The organism is Acrocarpospora sp. B8E8, from assembly GCF_039871605.1.
Taxonomy (GTDB): Bacteria; Actinomycetota; Actinomycetes; order Streptosporangiales; family Streptosporangiaceae; genus Acrocarpospora; species Acrocarpospora macrocephala.
The window spans coordinates 70,427-93,521 of sequence record NZ_JBDPLV010000023.1 but is presented as its reverse complement, the minus strand read 5'-3'; the positions used below and the strand labels follow the sequence as shown (position 1 = coordinate 93,521).

The following is a 23,095-nucleotide window of genomic DNA, read 5'->3' as shown; positions in this document are numbered from 1 at the left end:
TCTTCCGGCTCATGCGCGGATACTCTGGAGGGCTTCGCCCATGTCGGAAGACCTGAAGCTCGTTGACTACCTCAAGTCGATCGCCGCCGATCTGCACGAGACCCGTCGGCGGCTCGAAGAGGTGGAGTCGGGTAAGCGCGAGCCGATCGCCATCGTGTCGATGGCGTGCCGCTTTCCGGCCGGGGTCAGTTCTCCTGAGGGTTTGTGGCGGTTGCTGATCGAGGGTGAGGACGCGATCTCGCCGTCCCCGGCCAATCGGGGCTGGGATCTGGAGGGGACGGCAGGGCTGGGTGGCGCGATCGACCAGGGTGGGTTCCTGGCGGACGCGGCGGAGTTCGACGCGGGGTTCTTCGGCATTTCGCCGCGTGAGGCGCTGGCGATGGATCCGCAGCAGCGGGTGCTGCTGGAGACGTCCTGGGAGGCGATCGAGCGGGCCGGGATCGACCCGGTCGCGCTGAAGGGCAGCCACACCGGCGTGTTCGTGGGCACTAACGGCCAGGACTACATGAGTCTGGTAATGCACGCTCAGGCGGATCTCCAAGGCCATGGTGTCACCGGTCTGGCCGCCAGTGTGTTGTCCGGCCGTCTCTCGTACACGCTGGGGTTGGAGGGCCCGGCGGTGACGGTGGACACCGCCTGCTCGTCGTCCCTGGTCTCGATGCACATGGCGGCGCAGGCGCTGCGGTCGGGCGAGTGCAGCCTGGCGCTGGCCGGTGGTGTGACGGTGATGACGTCGCCCATGGTCTTCATTGGTTTCAGCGCGCAGGGCGGAATGGCGCCCGACGGCCGGTCCAAGGCGTTCTCCGACACCGCGGACGGCACCAGCTGGTCCGAGGGTGTGGGCATGCTGGTGCTGGAGCGGTTGTCGGACGCGCGGCGCAACGGTCACCCGGTATTGGCGGTGATGCGTAGTTCGGCGATTAACCAGGACGGCGCGTCCAACGGGTTGACCGCGCCGAATGGTCCGTCGCAGCAGCGGGTGATCCGGCAGGCGCTGGCCGGTGCCGGGCTCTCGCCGTCCGAGGTGGACGCGGTCGAAGGCCACGGTACGGGGACGACGCTGGGTGACCCGATCGAGGCGCAGGCGCTGCTGGCGACCTATGGCCAGGATCGGGAGGAGGGCCGGCCGCTGCTTCTTGGGTCGATCAAGTCGAATCTCGGCCACACGCAGGCGGCTGCGGGCGTGGCCGGTGTGATCAAGATGGTCCTGGCCCTCCAGCATGGTGTGCTGCCCAAGACGCTTCATGTGACGGAACCGTCTTCGCACGTGGACTGGTCGGCCGGTGCGGTGGAACTGCTGACCGAGCCGGTGGAGTGGCAGCGGAACGGTCATCCGCGCAGGGCGGGTGTGTCCTCGTTCGGGATCAGCGGCACCAACGCGCACATCATCCTCGAACAAGCACCGGAAACACCGGAAGGGGAGAAGACTCCGCAGGACCGGGCGCCGGGTGTGGTGCCGTGGGTGCTGTCCGCGAAGACCGAGGAGTCGTTGCGTGGTCAGGCGCGTCGTCTGGCGGCGCAGGTGGAGGCGGCCGATCTGGACTCGGTCGATACGGCGTTTTCGCTGGTGGTGTCGCGGTCGGTGTTCGAGCACCGTGCGGTGGTGGTCGGCGGGGATCGCGGCGAGCTGGTGGCGGGCTTGGGCGCGGTTGTCGCGGGTGAGCCCGCGGCCGGTGGCGTGGTCTCGGGTGTGGCCGATGTCGTCGGGAAGTCGGTGTGGGTGTTCCCGGGTCAGGGGGCGCAGTGGGTGGGTATGGGCGGGCGGCTGCTTGAGGAGTCGCCGGTCTTCGCGGGTCGGATGGCGGAGTGTGCGGCGGCGTTGGAGCCGTTGGTGGACTGGTCGCTGCTGGATGTGATCCGGCAGGCCGAGGACGCTCCCTCGCTGGATCGGGTGGATGTGGTCCAGCCGGTGTCGTTCGCGGTGATGGTGTCGCTGGCGGCGGTGTGGGAGTCGCTGGGGGTCCGTCCCGGCGCGGTGGTGGGTCATTCGCAGGGTGAGATCGCTGCTGCGGTGGTGGCGGGTGGTCTGTCGTTGGATGACGGCGCCCGGGTGGTGGCGTTGCGCAGCCGTCTGATCGCCGACCGGCTGGCGGGGCTCGGGGCGATGGCGTCGGTGGCGTTGCCGGTCGAGCAGGTCCGTGAGCGGCTGGCCGTCTGGGATGGCCGGGTGTCGGTCGCGGCGATCAACGGCCCTCGCTCCGTGGTGGTGGCCGGTGAAGTGCAGGCCGTTGAAGACTTGGTGGAGCGATGGTCGGGTGAGGAGGTGCGGGTTCGCCGTATCGCGGTGGACTATGCGTCGCATTCGGCTCAGGTTGATCTGATCGGCGCGGAACTGGCCCAGGTCCTGACCGGGGTGGTGCCGCAGCCGGCGCGGGTGCCGATGCTGTCGACCGTGACTGGTCAGTGGCTGAAGGGGCCGGAACTCGACGGCGGGTATTGGTGTGACAACCTGCGCAACACGGTCAACTTCGCCCCGGCGATCAGGGAACTGCTGGAGCAGCGCCACCGCGTGTTCGTCGAGGTGAGCCCGCACCCGGTGCTGACGATCGGCATCGGCGAATGCGTGGACGAGGCCGCAGTGGACGCGGTGATCGCCGGGACTTTGCGCCGAGAGGAGGGCGGGCTGGACCGTGTCCTGGTCTCGGCCGCCGAGCTGTTCGTGCGCGGCGTGCCGGTGGACTGGCGGGCACTGCTGCCGGGCGGTCGCCGGGTCGATCTGCCGACCTATGCCTTCCAGCACCAGCGGTTCTGGCCGAGCGCCCAGCAGAGCGGTGACGCCCGTGTGCTGGGCCTGTCCGCGACCAGGCACCCGCTGCTGGGTGCCGCTGTGAGTCTGGCCGACTCGGACGGCGTGCTGCTGACCGGCCGCCTGTCGGTGAAGTCGCATCCTTGGCTGGCCGATCACCTGGTGGCGGGAATGGTGTTCTTCCCCGGCACCGGATTCCTTGAGCTGGCGGTCCGGGCGGGTGACCAGGTCGGCTGCGATGTGGTCGAGGAGCTGACCCTGGTCGCGCCGCTGGTGCTGGGCGAGAACGACGCGGTCGCGGTCCAGATCGCGGTGGGTGCGCCAGAGGAGACCGGCAGGCGGAGCGTGAACATCTACGCCCGGCCCGCCGACGCGGACGACGAGGTGAAGTGGGTACGGCACGCCACCGGCACGCTGACCACCGGACCCCGGACGACCGCCGTCTCCCCAGCCGTGCCGTTCGATGCGGCGGTGTGGCCGCCAGCCGGCGCGACCGCGATCGAGCTGGACGGCTTCTACCAGCGGATGGCCGAGAGTTCGCTCGTCTACGGCCCGGTGTTCCAGGGGTTGCAGGCGGCCTGGTGGGGCGCTGGCGGTGAGGTGTTCGCCGAGGTCGCACTGCCCGAGCAGGCGCAGTCGGACGCGGGTGCGTTCGGGGTGCATCCGGCTTTGCTGGACGCGGCGTTGCACGCGTCGACCTTCGCCGGGCTGGACGTCGCGGCGGGTACGCGGTTGCCGTTCTCCTGGCAGGAGGTGAGCCTGTACGCCACCGGAGCGGCGCTGTTGCGCGTCCGGCTGGCCAAGATGGGCGAAGACACGGTGTCGCTGAGCGCTGTGGACGCCGCCGGAGAGCCGGTGCTGTCCGTGCGCTCGCTGGTGCTCCGTGCGTTCTCACCTGATCAGGTCGCCGCGGGTGGGGCACCGGCGACGCGGGACGGGCTGTTCCGGTTGGACTGGACTCCGCTGCCGGAGGTCCCCGAAGCCGTTCCGGTGTCGATGGCGGTGGCCGGGTTCGCCGGATCTGAGCCGGACGTGCTGGGTCTTGCGGGGACGTGGGAGTCGGTCGCTCTTCATCGTGATCTGCCGGCGCTGGCCGAGGCGGGTCAGGTGCCGGAAGCGGTGCTGGTCGAGGTCGTCACCGAGCCGATGGCGGACGCGGTGGCGGCGGCGCATGAGGCGACCGCTGAAGTGCTGAGCCTGCTGCAGGGCTGGCTGGCCGAGGAGCGGTTCGGCGATTCGCGGTTGGTGTTCGTGACGCGGAATGCGGTGTCGGCGGGTGCGGGTGAGGCGGTCGCCGATCTGGCGGCCGCGGCGGTGTGGGGTCTTGTCCGCAGTGCGCAGTCGGAGAATCCGGGCCGGTTCGTCCTGGTCGATGTGGATGGTGAGGAGTCCTCGCTCGCGGCTTTGCGCGACGTGCTGCTCGCGGTTCTGTCCTCGGACGAGTCGCAGGCGGTGGTGCGTGCAGGTGAGGCGCGGGTGTCGCGGTTGGCGTCGCTGGTGTCGGGGGCGGGGCTGGTGCCTCCGGCTGGTGGGGTGCCGTGGCGGCTGGGCAGCCAGGCCAAGGGCAGCCTGGACGCGCTGGAACTGCTTCCCTTCCCGAAGGTGGCGGAACCGCTGGGGGCCAGGCAGGTGCGCGTCGCGGTGCACGCCGCGGGAATCAACTTCCGGGACCTGCTGGATGGGTTGAACGCGCTGGGCTGGTTCCAGGACATGGTCAGCCTGATGGGCAGCGAGGCCGCCGGCGTGGTGCTGGAGGTCGGCTCCGAGGTCGAGGACCTGAGCCCGGGAGACCGCGTGATGGGCCTGGCCGAGGGCGCCTTCGGCCCGATGGTCGTCGCCGAGGCCACGGCCTTGGCGAAGGTGCCTGACGGGATCTCCTTCGAGCAGGCGGCGACGATTCCGGTGGCGTTCCTGACGTCCTATTACGGGCTGATGGATCTGGCCGGGTTGCGGCCGGGCGAGACGCTGCTGGTGCACGCGGGTGCCGGAGGCACCGGTATGGCGGCGATTCAGCTGGCTCAGCGCCTGGGGGTCGAGGTCTTCGCCACGGCCAGCCCGGCCAAGTGGGACGCGCTGCGCTCGCTGGGCATCCCGGATGATCACATCGCGTCCTCGCGCACCCTGGAGTTCGAGGAGCGGTTCCGTGACCGGGGGATCGATGTGGTCCTCAACTCGCTGACCGGCGAGTTCATCGACGCTTCCGCGCGGTTGCTGCGCCCGGGCGGCCGGTTCATCGAGCTGGGCAAGCTGGACATCCGCCAGCAGGACCAGTTCCCCGAACTGGTCTATCAGTGGTTCGACGTGACAGACGCCGGACAGGAGCGGTTGCACGAGATCCTGACCGAGCTGGCGGGGTTGTTCGCGGCCGGTGAGCTGCGGCCGTTGCCGGTGACGGCGTGGGATGTGCGGCGGGGTCGTGAGGCGTTCCGGTTCATGAGCCAGGCCCGGCACACCGGCAAGATCGTGCTGACGATGCCCCGGCGCTGGAACCCGGACGGCACCGTGCTGATCACCGGTGGGACCGGCGTTCTGGGTGCGGAACTGGCCCGGCATCTGGTGGCCGAGCACGGCGTACGGCACCTGTTGCTGGTCAGCAGGAGGGGCCTGGAAGCGGCCGGCGCACGCGAGCTGGAGCGGGAACTGACCGCGCAAGGCGCGCAGGTGACCATCGCCGCCTGCGATGTGGCCGACCGGGAAGCGACGGCCGGTCTGCTGGCCGGGATCGGCGCCGAGCATCCGCTGACCGCGGTGATCCATACGGCGGGGGTGCTGGCGGACGGGACCATCACGTCGCTGACGCCGGAGCGGCTGGACGCGGTGCTGCGGCCGAAGGTGGACGCTGCCTGGAACCTGCACGAACTCACCGCAGATCTTGATCTGGCCGACTTCGTCGTGTTCTCCTCACTGGCCGGTGTGATGGGCAACGCCGGTCAGGGCAACTACGCGGCGGCCAACGTGTGGCTGGACGCGCTGATGGCTACCCGCAGGGCCCAAGGACTGCCGGGCCTGTCCCTGGCGTGGGGGCTGTGGGCGGAGGCCACCGGGATGACCGGGGGCATGACGCAGGCAGACGTGCAGCGGATGACCACCACGGGGCTACTGCTGATCACCCCCGAGCAGGGGATGGCGTTGTTCGACACGTCACTGGGGTCGGATTCGCCGCTGGTGCTCCCGGTCCCGATGAATCTGCCGGCGATGCCCGCCCAGCTGGTCCCGCCGCTGCTGCGCGGGCTCGTGCGGAGCACCCGCCGTACGGCGGCGTCGGCGCCCGCCGCCGGAGAAGGGGTGCTGCTGCGGCAGCTGGCCGGTCTGGCGCAGGCCGACCGCGTCCGGTTCGTCGTCGATCTGGTCCGGGCGCAGGCCGCCGCCGTCCTCGGACACTCCGATCCTGCGGCGGTGGACGTCCGTCGTGAGTTCCGCGAGCTGGGCTTCGACTCGCTGACCGCGATCGAGCTGCGCAACCGGCTCAACCTGGCCACTGGCCTGCGCCTGCCTTCCACTCTCGTCTTCGACTACCCCACCCCCGCCGCGCTGGGAGAGCACCTCCTGAGCGAGGTGCTCGGCGCGCACGGCGACGTCATCCTGCCGGTGGCCGCGGTCTCGACCGGGGACGACCCGATCGCCATCGTCTCGATGGCCTGCCGTTATCCCGGCGGGGTGAACTCCCCGGAGGACCTGTGGCGGCTGGTCCTCGAAGGACAGGACGCCATCACGACGATCCCGAGCGACCGCGGCTGGGAGAGCTTCGCCGATCTGGGCCTGAAGGGCGGGTTCATCTTCGACGCGCCCCAGTTCGACGCGGAGTTCTTCCGGATCTCGCCGCGCGAGGCGCTGGCGATGGACCCGCAGCAGCGCCTGCTGCTGGAGACCGCCTGGGAGGCCTTCGAGCGGGCCGGCATCGATCCGCACTCGTTGCGGGGCAGCGACACCGGCGTCTACATCGGTGCCGTCGCCTCAAGCTACATGCTCGGCGAGGAGTCTCTCGGTCACATCATGACCGGCCAGCTGGCCAGTGTGGCCTCCGGCCGGATCTCCTACACCTTCGGTCTTGAGGGCCCGGCGGTGACGGTGGACACCGCGTGTTCGTCGTCGCTGGTGACCATCCACCTGGCGGCGCAGGCCATGCGCAACGGGGAGTGCTCACGCGCACTCGCCGGAGGCGTGACGGTGATGGCCACCCTCGCGGCGTTCGCGGAGTTCGGCGAGCAGGGCGGGCTGGCGCCGGACGCCCGGTGCAAGGCGTTCTCCGACTCGGCGGACGGCATCGGGTGGTCCGAAGGCGTCGGCCTGGTGATGCTGGAGCGGCTGTCGGAGGCTCAGCGCAACGGGCATCAGGTGCTGGCGATCCTCCGTGGTTCCGCGATCAACCAGGACGGCGCGTCCAACGGACTGACGGCGCCGAACGGTCCTTCCCAGCGCCGGGTGATCCGTCAGGCGCTGGCCAACGCCGGAGTGTCGCCGTCGGAGGTGGACGCGGTCGAGGCGCACGGTACGGGTACGGTGCTGGGCGACCCGATCGAGGCGCAGGCCCTGCTGGCGACCTACGGCCAGGACCGGTCGGACGACCGTCCGTTGCTGCTGGGCTCGATCAAGTCGAACATCGGCCACGCGCAGGCGGCGGCGGGTGTGGCCAGTGTGATCAAGATGGTCATGGCCATGCGGCACGGCGTGCTGCCCAAGACGCTGCACGTGGACGCGCCGTCCTCGCACGTGGACTGGGACTCCGGCGCGGTGGAAGTGCTGACCGAGCGGCGGGAGTGGCCGGAGACGGGTCGTCCACGGCGGGTGGGCGTGTCGTCGTTCGGGGTCAGCGGCACCAACGCACACATGATCTTGGAAGCGGGGCCGGAAGCACCGCAGGCCGAGCCGGGCGTGACGGACCCCACGCCGATGGCGGGTGCGGTGCCGTGGGTGGTCTCGGGCAAGACCGGCCAGGCGCTGCACGATCAGGCGGGTCGCCTGAGTGCGTACGTGGCGACGCGCAGCGATCTGCGTCCGGTGGACACGGCGTTCTCGCTGGTGACGTCACGGTCGGTGTTCGAGCACCGTGCGGTGGTGGTCGGGACCGACCATGCGGAGTTGCTGGCGGGCCTTGCCGCAGTCGAGGCCGGCGAGTGGGCGACGGGTGTGATCCGGGGTGTGTCCGATGTGGACGGCCGGATGGTGTGGGTGTTCCCGGGCCAGGGAGCCCAGTGGGCGGGGATGGGTGCTGCCCTGCTTGAGGAGTCACCGGTCTTCGCGGGCCGGATGGCGGAGTGTGCGGCGGCGTTGGAGCCGTTCGTGGACTGGTCGCTGCTGGATGTGATCCGCCAGGCCGAAAACGCCCCGTCGCTGGATCGGGTGGATGTGGTTCAGCCGGTGTCGTTCGCGGTGATGGTGTCGCTGGCCGCGGTCTGGGAGTCGCTGGGGGTCCGTCCCGACGCGGTGGTCGGCCACTCTCAGGGCGAGATCGCGGCCGCGGTGGTCGCGGGTGGTCTGTCGTTGCAGGACGGCGCGCGGATAGTGGCGTTGCGCAGCCGTCTGATCGCCGACCGGCTGGCCGGGCTCGGGGCGATGGCGTCGGTGGCGTTGCCGGTCGAGCAGGTGCGTGAGCGGCTGTCGTCCTGGGATGGCCGGGTGTCGGTGGCGGCGATCAACGGCCCTCGCTCCGTGGTGGTGGCCGGTGAGGTGCAGGCCGTCGAGGAGTTGGTGGAGCGTCTGACCGAGGATGGGGTGCGGGTTCGTCGTATCGCGGTGGATTATGCGTCGCATTCGGTTCAGGTCGATCTGATCGGTGCGGAGCTGGCTCAGGTCCTGGCGGAGGTGGCTCCGCGTGCGGTGCGGGTGCCGATGTTGTCGACGGTGACCGGTCTGTGGCTGGAAGGGCCGGAACTCGACGCGGCGTACTGGTGTGACAACCTGCGCAACACGGTCAATTTCGCCCCGGCGATCGGGGAACTGCTGGAGCAGCGGTACCGGGCGTTTGTCGAGGTGAGCTCGCATCCGGTGCTGACGATCGGCATCGGCGAATGCGTGGACGAGGCCGCAGCAGATGCGGTGATCGCCGGGACGTTGCGTCGTGACGAGGGCGGGCTGGACCGGGTTCTGGTCTCGGCGGCCGAGCTGTTCGTGCGCGGCGTGGTGGTGGACTGGCAGGCCGTACTGACAGGTGGACGCCAGGTGGACCTGCCCACCTACGCCTTCCAGCACCATCGGTACTGGTCCGCTGGTGTCGGTATGGGCGTGGGGAACGTAGCCGCGGCGGGACTGGCGGCGGTCCGCCATCCGCTGCTGGGCGCCACCATGGGCCTGGCCGATTCCGGCGGGGTCGTGCTGGCCGGGCGGTTGTCGCTGTCGTCGCATCCGTGGCTGGCCGACCACAAGGTGGCCGGGATGGTGTTCTTCCCGGGCACCGGATTCCTTGAGCTGGCGATCCAGGCGGGCGACCAGGTCGGCTGCGACCTGGTGGAGGAACTGACGCTGGCGGCTCCACTGGTCCTCAGCGAGGGCGACGCGGTCGCGGTGCAGATCGCGGTGGGCGCCCCGGAGGAGACCGGCCGTCGGACCCTGAGTGTCTTCTCCCGGCCGGCGGAGGCCGGTGACGATGTCCCCTGGGTTCGGCATGCCACCGGCACGCTCGCCACCCAAGCTCGGACCGTCGCACCGTTCGACGCGGCGGTGTGGCCGCCGGTCGGCGCGACCGCGATCGCGCTGGACGGCTTCTACGACCTGCTGGCCGACAGCCCGCTCGGCTACGGCGAGGTGTTCCAGGGCCTGCGGGCGGCCTGGCAGGGCGCCGGCGGTGAGGTCTTCGCCGAGGTCGCTCTGCCGGAGCAGGCGCAGCTGGACGCCGGTGCGTTCGGGGTGCATCCGGCGTTGCTGGACGCTGCCCTGCACGCGGTCGCCTTCGCCGGGCTGGACACCGCGGCGGGTACGCGGCTGCCGTTCTCCTGGCAGGAGGTGAGCCTGTACGCCACCGGAGCGGCGCTGCTGCGGGTGCACCTGGCCAAGGTGGGCGAGGACGCCGTGTCGGTGAGCGTGGTGGATGCCGATGGGCAGCCGGTGCTGTCGGCACGGTCACTGGTGCTGCGGCCGGTCTCGGCCGACCAGCTCGCCGCCGCCGGCAGTGGCCCGGAGACCGGGCGGGACTCCATGTTCGGGCTGGACTGGGTCTCGCTCTCGGAGGCGCCGGTCCCGGCGGCCGACGCGAGTGTGGTCGAGCTGACCGGGGAGCTCGCCTCGCTGGATCCGGCGCCGGACGTGGTCATGGTCACCGTCGGGTCGGCCGACGCCGAGAACGTGGTGGAGTCGACACACGAGCTGGTCGCTCACGTCCTCGGTCTGCTCCAGCAGTGCTTGGTCGATGAGCGGTTCGAGGCTTCGCGGCTGGTGTTCGTCACTCGTGGTGCGGTGGCGGCGGGGGAGGGCGAGGTGGTCGCCGATCTGGCGGCTGCGGCGGTGTGGGGTCTGGTGCGGTCGGCGCAGTGGGAGAACCCGGGCCGGTTTCTGCTGGTCGACACCGATGCGGAACTGTCCTCAGCGTCGCTGGCCGCGGTGCTGGCCTCCGGTGAACCGCAGGCGGCGGTGCGTGAGAGTACGGTGCGGGTCCCGCGCCTGACCCGCATGGCACCGGCGCGGGAGGCGGCGGAACAGCCATGGAATCCGGACGGAACAGTCCTGATCACCGGTGGCACCGGTGGCCTGGGCGGTCATCTGGCCCGGCATCTGGTGGCCGAGCGCGGGGTGCGGCATCTGCTGCTGACCAGTCGCCGGGGTTTGGAGGCTCCGGGTGCGGTGGAGTTGCGGGCCGAGCTGATCGCGCACGGTGTCGAGGCTACGGTCGCGGCGTGTGACATGGCCGACCGGGGTCAGGTGGCGGCTCTGCTGGCCGGTGTGGACGAGGGGCATCCGCTGACCGCGGTGATTCACACCGCTGGTGTGCTGGATGACGGCACGATTCCCTCGCTGACGCCGGAGCGGCTGGAGTCGGTGCTGCGGCCGAAGGTGGACGCCGCCTGGCATCTGCACGAGCTCACCAAGGACCTGGACCTCGCGGCGTTCATCCTGTACTCCTCGCTGTCGGGTGTCCTGGGTTCGCCCGGTCAGGCCAACTACGCGGCCTCGAACACGTTCTTGGACGCACTCGCCCGGTCACGCAGGGCCGAGGGCTTGGCCGCCCTGTCGCTGGTGTGGGGTCCCTGGACTCAGGACACCGGCTTGACCGGCACGCTGAGCGATGTCGACATGCGGAGGATCACCCGTACGGGCATGCCGCCGCTCTCCGTCGAGCAAGGCATGGCGCTGTTCGATGTCGCCACCGCACTCGGGTCCCTTGGGCACGCGGTGCTGATTCCCGTCCGGATGGATCTGCCCGCGATGCGCGCTTTCGGCGAGGTCCCCGCGTTGCTGCGAGGTCTCGTCCGGGCCGGTCGGCGGTCGGCGGCGTCCGGTTCGGTGGTCGCGGCGACGTTGCTGAATCGGCTGGCTCCGCTGGGGGCGGCCGAGCGCGCCGAGGCAATGGTGGACCTGGTGCGCACCGAGGCGGCCATGGTGCTCGGGCACGCCTCGCCGGAGACGGTGGAGGTGCGCCGGGAGTTCCGTGAGCTGGGTTTCGACTCGCTCACCGCGGTGGAGTTGCGTAACCGGTTGAACGCCGCGACCGGGTTGCGGCTGCCGTCCACGCTGGTGTTCGACTATCCGACTCCGGTGGTGCTGGCGGAGTTTCTGCTGAACGAGTTGTTGGGCGAGGGCGCCGATGTGGTGGTGCCCACGGCGATGGTGCCGGTGACGAACGATCCGATCGTGATCGTGGGCATGTCGTGCCGCTTCCCGGGCGAGGTCGACTCTCCGGAGGATCTGTGGCGGCTGGTTTCCGAGGGCGGGGACGGGATCGGTGAGTTCCCGACCACGCGCGGCTGGGATCTGGGAGCGTTGTACAGCCCGGATCCGGATAACCCGGGCACCAGCTATGTGCTTGAGGGCGGCTTCCTGGAGAGCGCCACGCAGTTCGATCCGGGGTTCTTCGGGATCTCGCCCCATGAGGCGCTGGCGATGGACCCGCAGCAGCGACTTCTGCTGGAGGCGTCCTGGGAGGCGGTCGAGCGGGCCGGGATCGACCCGACCTCGCTGAGGGGCAGTCGCACGGGTGTTTTCGCCGGTGTGATGTATCACGACTACGGGATGGCCGCGGAACTCCCGCCGGAGGCGATGGGCTTCATCAGCACCGGTACCGCGGGAAGCGTCGTGACCGGCCGGATCTCGTACACGCTGGGGTTGGAGGGCCCGGCGGTGACGGTGGACACGGCGTGTTCTTCGTCGCTGGTGGCGATGCATCTAGCGGCGCAGGCGCTGCGTGGTGGTGACTGCTCGCTGGCGCTGGCCGGTGGTGTGACCGTAATGGCCACGCCGGGGGTATTCGTCGGTTTCAGCGCGCAGGGCGGGCTGGCCCCCGATGGCCGGAGCAAGTCTTTCGCCGACGGGGCGGACGGAACCAGCTATTCCGAGGGCGTGGGCATGGTGGTGCTGGAGCGGTTGTCGGACGCCCGCCGCAACGGGCATCAGGTGCTGGCGATCGTGCGTGGTTCGGCGGTCAACCAGGACGGCGCGTCGAACGGGTTGACGGCGCCGAATGGTCCTTCTCAGCAGCGGGTGATCCGCCAGGCGCTGGCCATCGCTGGGCTGTCTCCTGCCGAGGTGGACGCGGTCGAGGCGCACGGTACGGGTACGACGCTGGGCGACCCGATCGAGGCGCAGGCGCTGCTGGCGACCTACGGGCAGGATCGGCCGGAGGACCGTCCGCTGCTTCTTGGGTCGATCAAGTCGAACATCGGTCACACGCAGGCGGCCGCTGGGGTCGCCGGTGTGATCAAGATGGTCATGGCTCTCCGGCATGGCGTGCTGCCCAAGACACTGCACGTCGATACGCCGTCCTCGCATGTGGACTGGGCTTCTGGCGCGGTGGAGCTGCTGACCGAGCGGGTGGAGTGGCAGCGGAACGGTCATCCGCGCCGGGCGGGTGTGTCGTCGTTCGGGATCAGTGGCACCAACGCGCACGTGATCTTGGAGCAGGGGCCGGAGACTCCTGCGGTGGAGCCGGAGGAGCAGGCGCCGGGTGTCGTGCCGTGGGTGCTGTCGGCGAAGACAGGTCAGGCGTTGCGGGCACAGGCCGGGCGTCTCGCGTCCTACCTGAACGGTGAGCCCGCTCTGGGGCTGGCCGACACCGCGTTCTCGCTGGCGACGACACGGTCGGCGTTCGAGCACCGTGCGGTGGTGGTCGGGCGTGATCGTGGCGCCCTGCTGTCGGGCCTGTCGGCGGTCGGTGCCGGTGAGTCGGCGACGGATGTGGTCCGAGGCGTGGCCGACGTCGTCGGGAAATCGGTGTGGGTGTTCCCGGGTCAGGGAGCCCAGTGGATAGGTATGGGTGCTGCCCTGCTTGAGGAGTCGCCGGTTTTCGCGGGTCGGATGGCGGAGTGCGCGGCGGCGTTGGAGCCGTTCGTGGACTGGTCGCTGCTGGACGTGATCCGCCAGGCCGAGGACGCTCCGTCGCTGGATCGGGTGGATGTGGTCCAGCCGGTGTCCTTCGCGGTGATGGTGTCGCTGGCCGCACTCTGGGAGTCACTGGGGGTTCGGCCCCACGCCGTGGTCGGCCACTCTCAGGGTGAGATCGCGGCTGCGGTGGTCGCGGGTGTCCTGTCGTTGCAGGACGGCGCCCGGGTGGTGGCCCTGCGCAGCCGCCTGATCGCCGACCGGCTGGCCGGGCTCGGCGCGATGGCGTCGGTGGCGTTGCCGGCCGAGCAGGTGCGTGAGCGGCTGTCGTCCTTGGGTGGGCGGGTCTCGGTGGCGGCCATCAACGGCCCTCGCTCCGTGGTGGTGGCCGGTGAACTGCACGCCGTCGATGGGCTGGTGGAGCACCTGACCGAGGACGGGGTGCGGGTCCGGCGTATCGCGGTGGATTATGCGTCGCATTCGGCTCAGGTCGATCTGATCGGTGCGGAACTGGCCCAGGTCCTGGCGGAGGTGGCTCCGCGTCCGGTGCGGGTGCCGATGTTGTCGACGGTGACCGGCCAGTGGCTGGAAGGGCCGGAACTCGACGCGGGGTACTGGTGTGACAACCTGCGCAACACGGTGGCCTTCGCCCCGGTGATCGGGGAACTGCTGGAGCAGCGGTATCGGGCGTTCGTGGAAGTGAGCCCGCATCCGGTGCTGACGATCGGCATCGGCGAATGCGTGGACGAGGCCGCAGCGGATGCGGTGATCACCGGGACGCTGCGCCGCGACGAGGGCGGGCTGGACCGGGTCTTGGTCTCGGCCGCTGAGCTGTTCGTGCGCGGCGTGGCGGTGGACTGGAAGAGCGTGCTGCCGGGCGGTCGCCAGGTCGAGCTGCCGACCTACGCCTTCCAGCACCAGCGGTTCTGGCCGAACGCCAAGCAGAGCGGTGATGTCCGTGTTCTGGGTCTGGACGCGACGAGGCATCCGCTGCTGGGTGCGGTGATGCCCCGGGCCGATTCCGATGGGGTGGTGCTGACCGGACGCCTGTCGCTCGCTTCGCATCCGTGGCTGGCCGACCACGTGGTGGCCGGGACGGTGATGGTGCCGGGCAGCGTGTTCGTGGAGTTCGCCGTCCTGGCGGGTGACCAGGTCGGCTGCGACGTGGTCGAGGAGCTGACGCTGACCACGCCCCTGGTGCTGGTCGAGGGTGACGCGGTCGCGGTGCAGGTGTGGGTCGAGGCCGCGGAGCAGCCGGGCCGTCGCCCGGTGATCGTCTACGCGCGTTCGGCGGACGCGGCCGAGGACGTGCCGTGGGTGCGGCACGCCACCGGTGTGCTGGCCACCGGTGCTGTGGATGCCGAGTCGTTCGATGCGGCGGTGTGGCCTCCGGCCGGCGCGACCGCGATCGAACTGGACGGGTTCTACGAGGAACTGGCGGAGGAGGGGCTGGCGTACGGTCCGGCGTTCCAGGGCCTGCGGGCGGCCTGGCGGGGGTCTGACGGTGAGATCTTCGCCGAGCTGAGCCTGCCGGAGCACGTCGGCGGAGCGGATTCCTTCGGGCTGCACCCGGCCTTGCTGGACGCGGCCTTGCACACGGTGCCGTTCGCCGGGCTTGACGAGGCCGAGCGAGGCCGGTTGCCGTTCTCGTGGGGGACGGTGCGCCTGCACGCGAGTGGGGCGTCGGTGCTCCGCGTGCGGCTGGCCAGGGCCGATGGTGATTCGGTGGCGCTGATGGCCGTGGACAGGTCGGGCGCGCCGGTGGTGTCGGCGCGGCCGGTGGTGCTGCGGCCGATGTCCGATGAGCGGCTCGCCGTCTCCGACGGCCGTGGGGCCGGGCGGGACGAACTGTTCCGGGTGGACTGGTCCGTGGTCGGCGGTCTGCCGGAAGCCGACCCGGCGCCGATGACGGTGCTTGACCTGGACACGCTGGATCTCTCGCCCCTGGTGGGGTCGGGTGTGGTGCTGACGGAGGTCGCCTCTGACGGTGAGACGGTGGAGGCGGCGCACGCGCTGACCGCGCGCGTTCTCGCTTTGCTGCAGGGGTGGCTGGCTGACGACCGGTTCGCTGATTCGCGTCTGGTGGTGGTCACCAGGGGCGCGGTGGCGACGGGCGACGGTGAGACGGTCACCGATCTGCCGGCCGCGGCGGTGTGGGGCCTGGTGCGGTCGGCCCAGTCGGAGAACCCAGGCCGGTTCGTGCTGGTGGATGTCGATGGTGAGCTGTCTGACTCGGTGCTGGCCGGGGTGCTGGCCTGCGGTGAGCCGCAGGTGGCGGTACGCGGGGACGAGGTGCGGGTTGCCCGCTTGGCGCGGGTGGTGCCCGGTTCTGCCCTCGGCGAGGACGGTGTCCGCGCGTGGGATCCAGAGGGCACGGTGTTGATCACCGGTGGGACCGGTGGTCTGGGTGCGTTGTTCGCGCGGCATGTGGTGGCCGAGCGTGGCGTACGGCGTCTGCTGCTGACCAGCCGCCGGGGGCCGGCGGCTCCTGGCGCGCTGGAGCTGCGGGCGGAGCTGATCGCGCATGGCGCCGAGGTCGAGATCGTCGCCTGTGACGTGGCCGACCGTGATCAGGTCGCGGCGTTGCTGGCCGGGATCGACGCGGGTCATCCCCTGACGGCGGTCGTGCACACCGCTGGTGTGCTGGCCGACGGGACGATTCCGTCGTTGACGGCGGAGGGTCTGGACACGGTCCTGCGGCCGAAGGTGGACGCCGCCTGGCACCTGCACGAGCTGACCGAGGGCCTGGATCTGGCCGCGTTCGTGCTGTTCTCCTCGTTCGCCGGGGTGCTGGGCAACGCCGGTCAGGGCAACTACGCGGCGGCGAACGCGTTTCTGGACGCGCTGGCCGAGTCGCGCCGGGCCCGGGGCTTGGCGGGACTGTCGCTGGCCTGGGGCCTGTGGGCGCAGGAGACCGGGCTGACCGGCGGTCTCGGCGCGATCGAGCTGCGCCGGATGGCGCGGGCGGGCATGCCGGCGTTGTCGGCGGAGCAGGGCCTGGCGGCCTTCGAGACGGCCGCCACGACAGTTCACGCGGCGGTGGTGGCGACGCGGCTGCAACTCGCGGTTTTGCGCAGGTTCCCCGAGGTGCCGCAGCTGCTGCGGGGCCTCGTCCGTACGGGTCGCCGGTCGGCGGTCTCCGTACCGGTGGACGGCGACGGGGAGCTGCTGCGGCGGCTGGCCGGGTTGGCGAAGGCCGAGCAGGTCCGGGTGCTGGCGGAGCTGGTTCGCGCGCAGGCGGCGGTGGTGCTGGGGCACCCGTCGGCGGAGGCGGTCCAGGCGCGGCGGGAGTTCCGTGAGCTGGGCTTCGACTCCCTCACCGCGGTCGAGCTGCGTAACCGGCTGAACATCGCGACCGGGCTGCGGTTGCCGACGACGCTGGTGTTCGACTACCCGACGCCGATCGTGCTGGCGGAGTTTCTGCTGAACGAGTTGTTCGGCGAGGGCGCCGATGTGGTGGTGCCCACGGCGATGGCGCCGGTGACGAACGATCCGATCGTGATCGTGGGGATGAGCTGCCGGTTCCCCGGTGGGGTGGATTCGCCGGAGGGTCTGTGGCGGTTGCTGTCCGAGGGTGCGGACGCGATCTCGCCGGCCCCGGCCGATCGTGGCTGGGACCTGAGCCTGCTCTCCGGGACGGGCCTGGACATCCAGGGCGGATTCCTAGCGGACGCGGCCGGGTTCGACGCCGGGTTCTTCGGGATCTCGCCGCGTGAGGCGCTGGCGATGGACCCGCAGCAGCGGTTGCTGCTGGAAGGGGTGTGGGAGGCCGTCGAGCGGGCCGGGATCGACCCGGTCTCGCTGAAGGGCAGCTCCACCGGGGTCTTCGTCGGCACCAACGGCCAGGACTATGCGAGTTTGGTGATGAACGCCGCACCCGATGTGCAGGGTCATGCCATGACCGGAATGTCGGCCAGCGTGCTGTCCGGCCGTCTCTCGTACACCCTGGGGCTGGAGGGTCCGGCGGTGACGGTGGACACTGCCTGTTCGTCGTCGCTGGTGGCGATGCACATGGCGGCGCAGGCGCTGCGGGCGGGCGAGTGCGGCCTGGCGCTGGCCGGCGGTGTCACGGTGATGACCACCCCGTTCGGGTTCATGGGGTTCAGCGCACAAGGCGTCCTGTCGCCTGACGGGCGGTGCAAGGCGTTCTCCGACGCCGCCGACGGTACGACCTGGTCTGAGGGCGTGGGTGTGGTGGTGCTGGAGCGGTTGTCGGACGCTCGCCGCAACGGGCACGAGGTGCTGGCGGTGGTGCGTGGTTCGGCGATCAACCAGGACGGTGCGTCCAACGGGTTGACCGCGCCGAATGGTCCGTCGCAGCAGCGGGTGATCCGTCAGGCGCTGGCGGTTTCCGGGTTGTCGCCGTCCGAGGTGGACGCGGTGGAGGCGCACGGCACGGGTACGAAGCTGGGTGACCCGATCGAGGCGCAGGCGCTGCTGGCGACCTATGGCAAGGATCGGCCGAGGGATCGGCCGCTGCTGGTGGGCGCGATCAAGTCGAACTTCGGTCACACGCAGGCCGCCGCGGGCGTCGCCGGTGTGATCAAGATGGTGCTGGCGATGCGTCACGGCATGCTGCCCAAGACGCTGCACGTGGACGAGCCGTCCTCGCACGTGGACTGGACCTCGGGCGCGGTGGAACTGCTGACCGAGTCGGCTGAGTGGCCCCGGAACGGTCACCCGCGCAGGGCCGGTGTCTCCTCGTTCGGGATCAGTGGCACCAACGCGCATGTGATTTTGGAGGAAGGACCGCAGGCCGAGCCGGGTGCGGTGGATCGGGAACCGGTCACCGAGGTGGTTCCGGTGCTGGTGTCGGCCCGTACGGCAGAGGTGCTGCGGGCGCAGGCCGACCGGCTGGCCGCGCATGTGGAGGCCCACGACGAGCCGGCCTTGGCCGATGTGGCGTTCGCGCTGGCTGCGACGCGGTCGGCGTTCGAGCATCGTGCGGTGGTGCTGGCGAGTGATCGCGATGGTCTGCTGGCCGGGCTGGGTGCGCTGGCGGAGGACCGGCCGGGCGCGGGTGTGGTGCGCGGCGTGGCCGCGACGGAGCCGAAGCTCGCGGTGTTGTTCACCGGTCAGGGCAGCCAGCGCGCGGGCATGGGCCGGGAGCTGTACGACCGCTTCCCGGTGTTCGCCGAGGCTTTGGACGAGGTGATCGCCGAGCTGGACCCACTGCTCGATGGATCGTTGCGTGATGTGATGTTCACCGAGTCGGAGTCGCTGGATCGGACGGGGTGGGCGCAGCCGGCGTTGTTCGCGCTGGAGACGGCGTTGTTCCGGTTGGTGTCCTCGTGGGGTGTGCGGCCGGATGTGCTGGCGGGTCATTCGATCGGGGAGATCACGGCGGCTCATGTGGCCGGGGTGCTCTCGCTGAGTGATGCGTGTGCGCTGGTGGCGGCCCGGGCGCGGTTGATGCAGGCGTTGCCCGAGGGTGGGGCGATGGTCGCGGTCCAGGCGTCCGAGGATCAGATTGCCGCCCTGCTGGCCGGGCGCGAAAACCAGGTGTCGATCGCGGCGGTGAACGGTCCTGCCTCGCTGGTGCTCTCCGGGGCCGAGGAGGCGGTCCTTGAGGTCGCCGCCACGCTGGGGGAGCGCGGGGTTAAGACGCGGCGGTTGCGGGTGTCGCACGCGTTCCACTCGCCGTTGATGGATCCGATGCTGGCGGACTTCCGCACGGTGGCCGGCAGGCTCGCCTACAACCCGCCGCGTATCCCGATCGTGTCGACATTGACCGGGGAGGCGGCCACGGCCGAGCAGGTGTGCTCGCCGGATTACTGGGTGGATCAGGTCCGTGGCGCGGTCCGCTTCGCCGCTGGCGTCCGCACGCTGCGCGCCCAGGGCGTACGGGCCTATCTGGAGCTGGGCCCTGACGGGGTGCTGGCCGCCATGGCTGCCGGCACCCTCGCGGTGGACGCACACGACGCTGATGTGGCGCTGGTGCCGACGCTGCGTAAGGACCGGGACGAGCACACGGCTGTGCTGACGGCGCTGGCCGAGCTGCACGTGCACGGGGTGGCGGTGGACTGGCAGGCGCTGCTGCCGAGCGGGCGCCGGGTGGACCTGCCGACGTACGCCTTCCAGCATCAGTGGTTCTGGCCCAAGGGGCTGGCGTCTCAGGTGGGGAACGTGGCGGCGGCGGGGCTGGCGGTGGCCGGTCATCCGCTGCTGGGTGCGGCGGTGGGCCTGGCCGACTCCGACGGGGTGCTGCTGACCGGCCGCCTGTCGGTGCGGTCGCATCCGTGGCTGGCCGATCACGTGGTGGCCGGGATGATGATCTTCCCGGGTACCGGGTTCCTGGAGCTGGCGATCCGGGCGGGTGATCAGGTCGGCTGTGACCTGGTGGAGGAGCTGACCCTGACCGCGCCGCTGGTGCTGAGCGCGGACGACGCGGTCGCGGTGCAGGTGTCGGTGAGCGCGCCCGACGAGTCGGGCCGCCGGAGCGTGAACGTCTACGCCCGCTCGGCGGAAGCCGCCGCCGACACCCCGTGGGTACGGCACGCCACCGGCATGCTCGCGACCGGTTCCGCGGAAGCCGGGTCGTTCGACGCCGGGATCTGGCCGCCACGGGGCGCGACCGCGATTGACCTGGACGGGTTGTACGAGGACCTGGTCGCGGATGGGTTCGGCTACGGCCCGGTGTTCCGGGGGCTGCGGGCGGCCTGGCGCGGATCTGACGGTGCGGTCTTCGCCGAGGTGGCGTTGCCCGAGCAGGCGCAGTCGGAGGCGGGGACGTTCGGTTTGCATCCGGCGCTGCTGGACGCGGCGTTGCACGTGGTGGCCTTCGCCGGTCTTGACGATTCCGAGGGTGGCCTGGTGCCGTTCTCCTGGGCCGGGGTGTCCCTGGAGGCCGGCGGAGCGTCGGTGTTGCGGGTCCGGCTGGTCCGCACCGCCGCCGACTCGGTGGAGTTGGTGGCGGTGGACGCGGCGGGCGCGCCGGTGGTGTCGGCGCGGTCGCTGGCGCTGCGTTCGTTCTCGGCGGATCAGCTCGCAACCGCAGCCGGTGGCCAGGCGACGATGGGAGACGGGCTGTTCCGGCTGGAATGGAACGCGCTTTCGGATCTTCCGGTGGCCGATCCGGTGCCGGTGGCGGTGATCGGCCCCGACACGCTGGGTCTTGCCAGGGAGCAGGCCGAGGTTCATCCGGATCTGTCGGCGCTGGCCGAGGCGGATCCGGTGCCGGGTGTGGTGCTGGCCGGGATCGTGACCGATCCGGCTGGGGACGCGGTGGCCTGCGCGCATGAGGTGACCGCTTCGGCGCTGGAACTCTTGCAGGGGTGGCTTGCCGACGAGCGGTTGGAGGGCTCGCGGCTGGTGTTCGTGACGCGCGGCGCGGTCTCGGCCGGTGAGGGCGAGGCGGTCGCCGATCTGGCGGCTGCTGCGGTGTGGGGTCTGGTCCGTAGTGCGCAGTCGGAGAATCCGGGGCGGTTCGTCCTGGTGGATGTCGATGGCGAGCTGTCCGGGCCGGTGCTGGCCGGGGTGCTGGCCAGCGATGAGCCGCAGGTGGCGCTGCGCGCCGGTGGGGTGCGCGTGTCGCGGTTGGCGTCGCTGGTGTCGGGGGCGGGTTTGGTGCCTCCGGCTGGCGGGGTGCCGTGGCGGCTGGGCAGCCAGGCCAAGGGCAGCCTGGACGCGCTGGAACTGCTTCCCTTCCCGAGGGCGGCGGAACCGCTGGGAGCCGGACAGGTGCGCGTCGCGGTGCACGCGACGGGCGTCAACTTCCGGGACCTGCTGGACGGGCTCAACGCGCTGGGCTGGTACCAGGACATGGCCAGTCTGATGGGCAGCGAGGCCGCCGGCGTGGTCCTGGAGGTCGGCCCTGGAGTGGAGGACCTGAGCCCGGGAGACCGCGTGATGGGTCTGGCCGAGGGCGCCTTCGGCCCGGTGGTCGTCGCCGCGGCCACGGCCTTGGCGAAGGTGCCCGACGGGGTCTCCTTCGAGCAGGCGGCGACGATTCCGGTGGCGTTCCTGACGTCCTATTACGGGCTGATGGATCTGGCCGGGTTGCGGCCGGGTGAGTCGCTGCTGGTGCACGCCGGGGCGGGCGGTGTGGGCATGGCGGCGATCCAGCTGGCTCAGCGCCTGGGGGTGGAGGTGTTTGTCACGGCCAGCCCGGCCAAGTGGGACGTGCTGCGCTCGCTGGGCATCCCGGATGATCACATCGCCTCCTCGCGCACCCTGGAGTTCGAGGAGCGGTTCGGCGGGCGGGGGATCGATGTGGTCCTCAACTCGCTGACCGGCGACTTCATCGACGCTTCCGCGCGGTTGCTGCGCCCGGGCGGCCGGTTCATCGAGATGGGCAAGCTGGACATCCGTGACCAGGAGCAGTTCCCCGGGCTGACCTACCACTGGTTCGACATGATGGACGCCGGACCTCAGCGACTGCGGGAGATCCTGACCGAGCTGGCAGGGCTGTTCGCAACCGGCGAGCTGCGACCGCTACCCGTCACGGCGTGGGATGTGCGCCGGGGCCGTGAGGCGTTCCGGTTCATGAGCCAGGCCCGCCACACCGGCAAGATCGTCTTGACCATGCCGCGCCGGTGGAACCCGGAAGGCACCGTGTTGATCACCGGTGGTACGGGTGGTCTGGGTGCGGAGGTGGCCCGGCATCTGGTGGCCGAGCATGGGGTGCGGCACCTGCTGCTGGTCAGCCGAAGAGGTCTGGAAGCGACCGGCGCACGCGAGCTGGAGCGGGAACTGGGCGCGCACGTGACCATCGCCGCCTGCGATGTGGCCGACCGGGACCAGGTGGCGGCGCTGCTGGCGGGGATCGGCGCCGAGCATCCGCTGACCGCGGTGATCCACACCGCGGGTGTGCTCGCGGACGGGACCATCGCGTCGCTGACGCCGGAGCGGTTGGATGTGGTGTTGCGGCCAAAGGTGGACGCCGCCTGGCACCTGCACGAGCTGACCCAGGACATGGACCTGGCCGACTTCATGGTCTTCTCCTCACTGGCCGGTGTGACGGGCAACGCCGGTCAGGGCAACTACGCCGCGGCCAACGTCTGGCTGGACGCGTTGATGGCCACCCGCCGCGCTCAAGGACTGCCGGGCCTGTCCCTGGCCTGGGGATTGTGGGCGCAGACCAGCGGCATGATCGGGAGTTTGTCGCAGGCCGAGGTCCAGCGGATGACCGCCGCCGGACTGCCGCCCATCACCACCGAGCAGGGGCTGGCCCTGTTCGACACGGCCATCGGCTCGGATTCGCCGCTGGTGCTCCCGGTCCCGATGAACCTGCCGCCGATGCCCGCCCAGCTGGTCCCGCCGCTGTTCCGCGGGCTGGTACGCGGCACCCGCCGCACGGCGGCGTCGGGGTCGGGTGGCGACGCGGGCGAGGCGCTGTCCCGGCAGCTGGCCGGTATGGCGAAGGCCGAGCAGATCTGGCTGGTGGTGGAGCTGGTGCGGTCGCAGGCGGCGGCGGTGCTTGGGCACGCGTCGGCGGACGCGATTGAGGAGGGGCGGGAGTTCCGCGAGCTGGGCTTCGACTCGCTCACCACGGTCGAGCTGCGTAACCGGCTGAACGCGGCGACGGGGCTGCGGTTGCCGGTGACGCTCATCTTCGACTACCCCACCCCCGCCGGCCTCGCCGAGCACATCGTGACGGAGATGGCGCCCGAGGCGGACACCGCAGCAGAGCCGACGGTGCTGGGTGATCTCGACAGGGTCGAGGCCGTTCTCTCCGGCAACGCCCTCGACGAGCTCACTCGCAACGGCATCGCGACCCGGCTGCGTCAACTGCTGGCGATGGTGAGCGAGAGCGACACGGACACTAGTGAAATCGCGGTCGCCGACATGCTCGAATCGGCGAGCACCGAGGAAATCCTGAACTTCATCGACAACGAGCTGGGCCGCTCGAAAGATCTGTGACCCCGCGTCTGAATTGGAGGGCCA

At 70.7% G+C, this 23,095-nt stretch carries 1 protein-coding gene; it reads left to right on the top strand.

The genetic code is table 11. The features are described from left to right. Nucleotides 1–40: 40 nt before the first annotated feature. A complete protein-coding gene (locus ABGB08_RS22895; protein WP_347593460.1) occupies nucleotides 41–23,071 on the top strand; it encodes an SDR family NAD(P)-dependent oxidoreductase in 23,031 nt (7,676 codons plus the stop codon). Nucleotides 23,072–23,095: the final 24 nt, after the last annotated feature.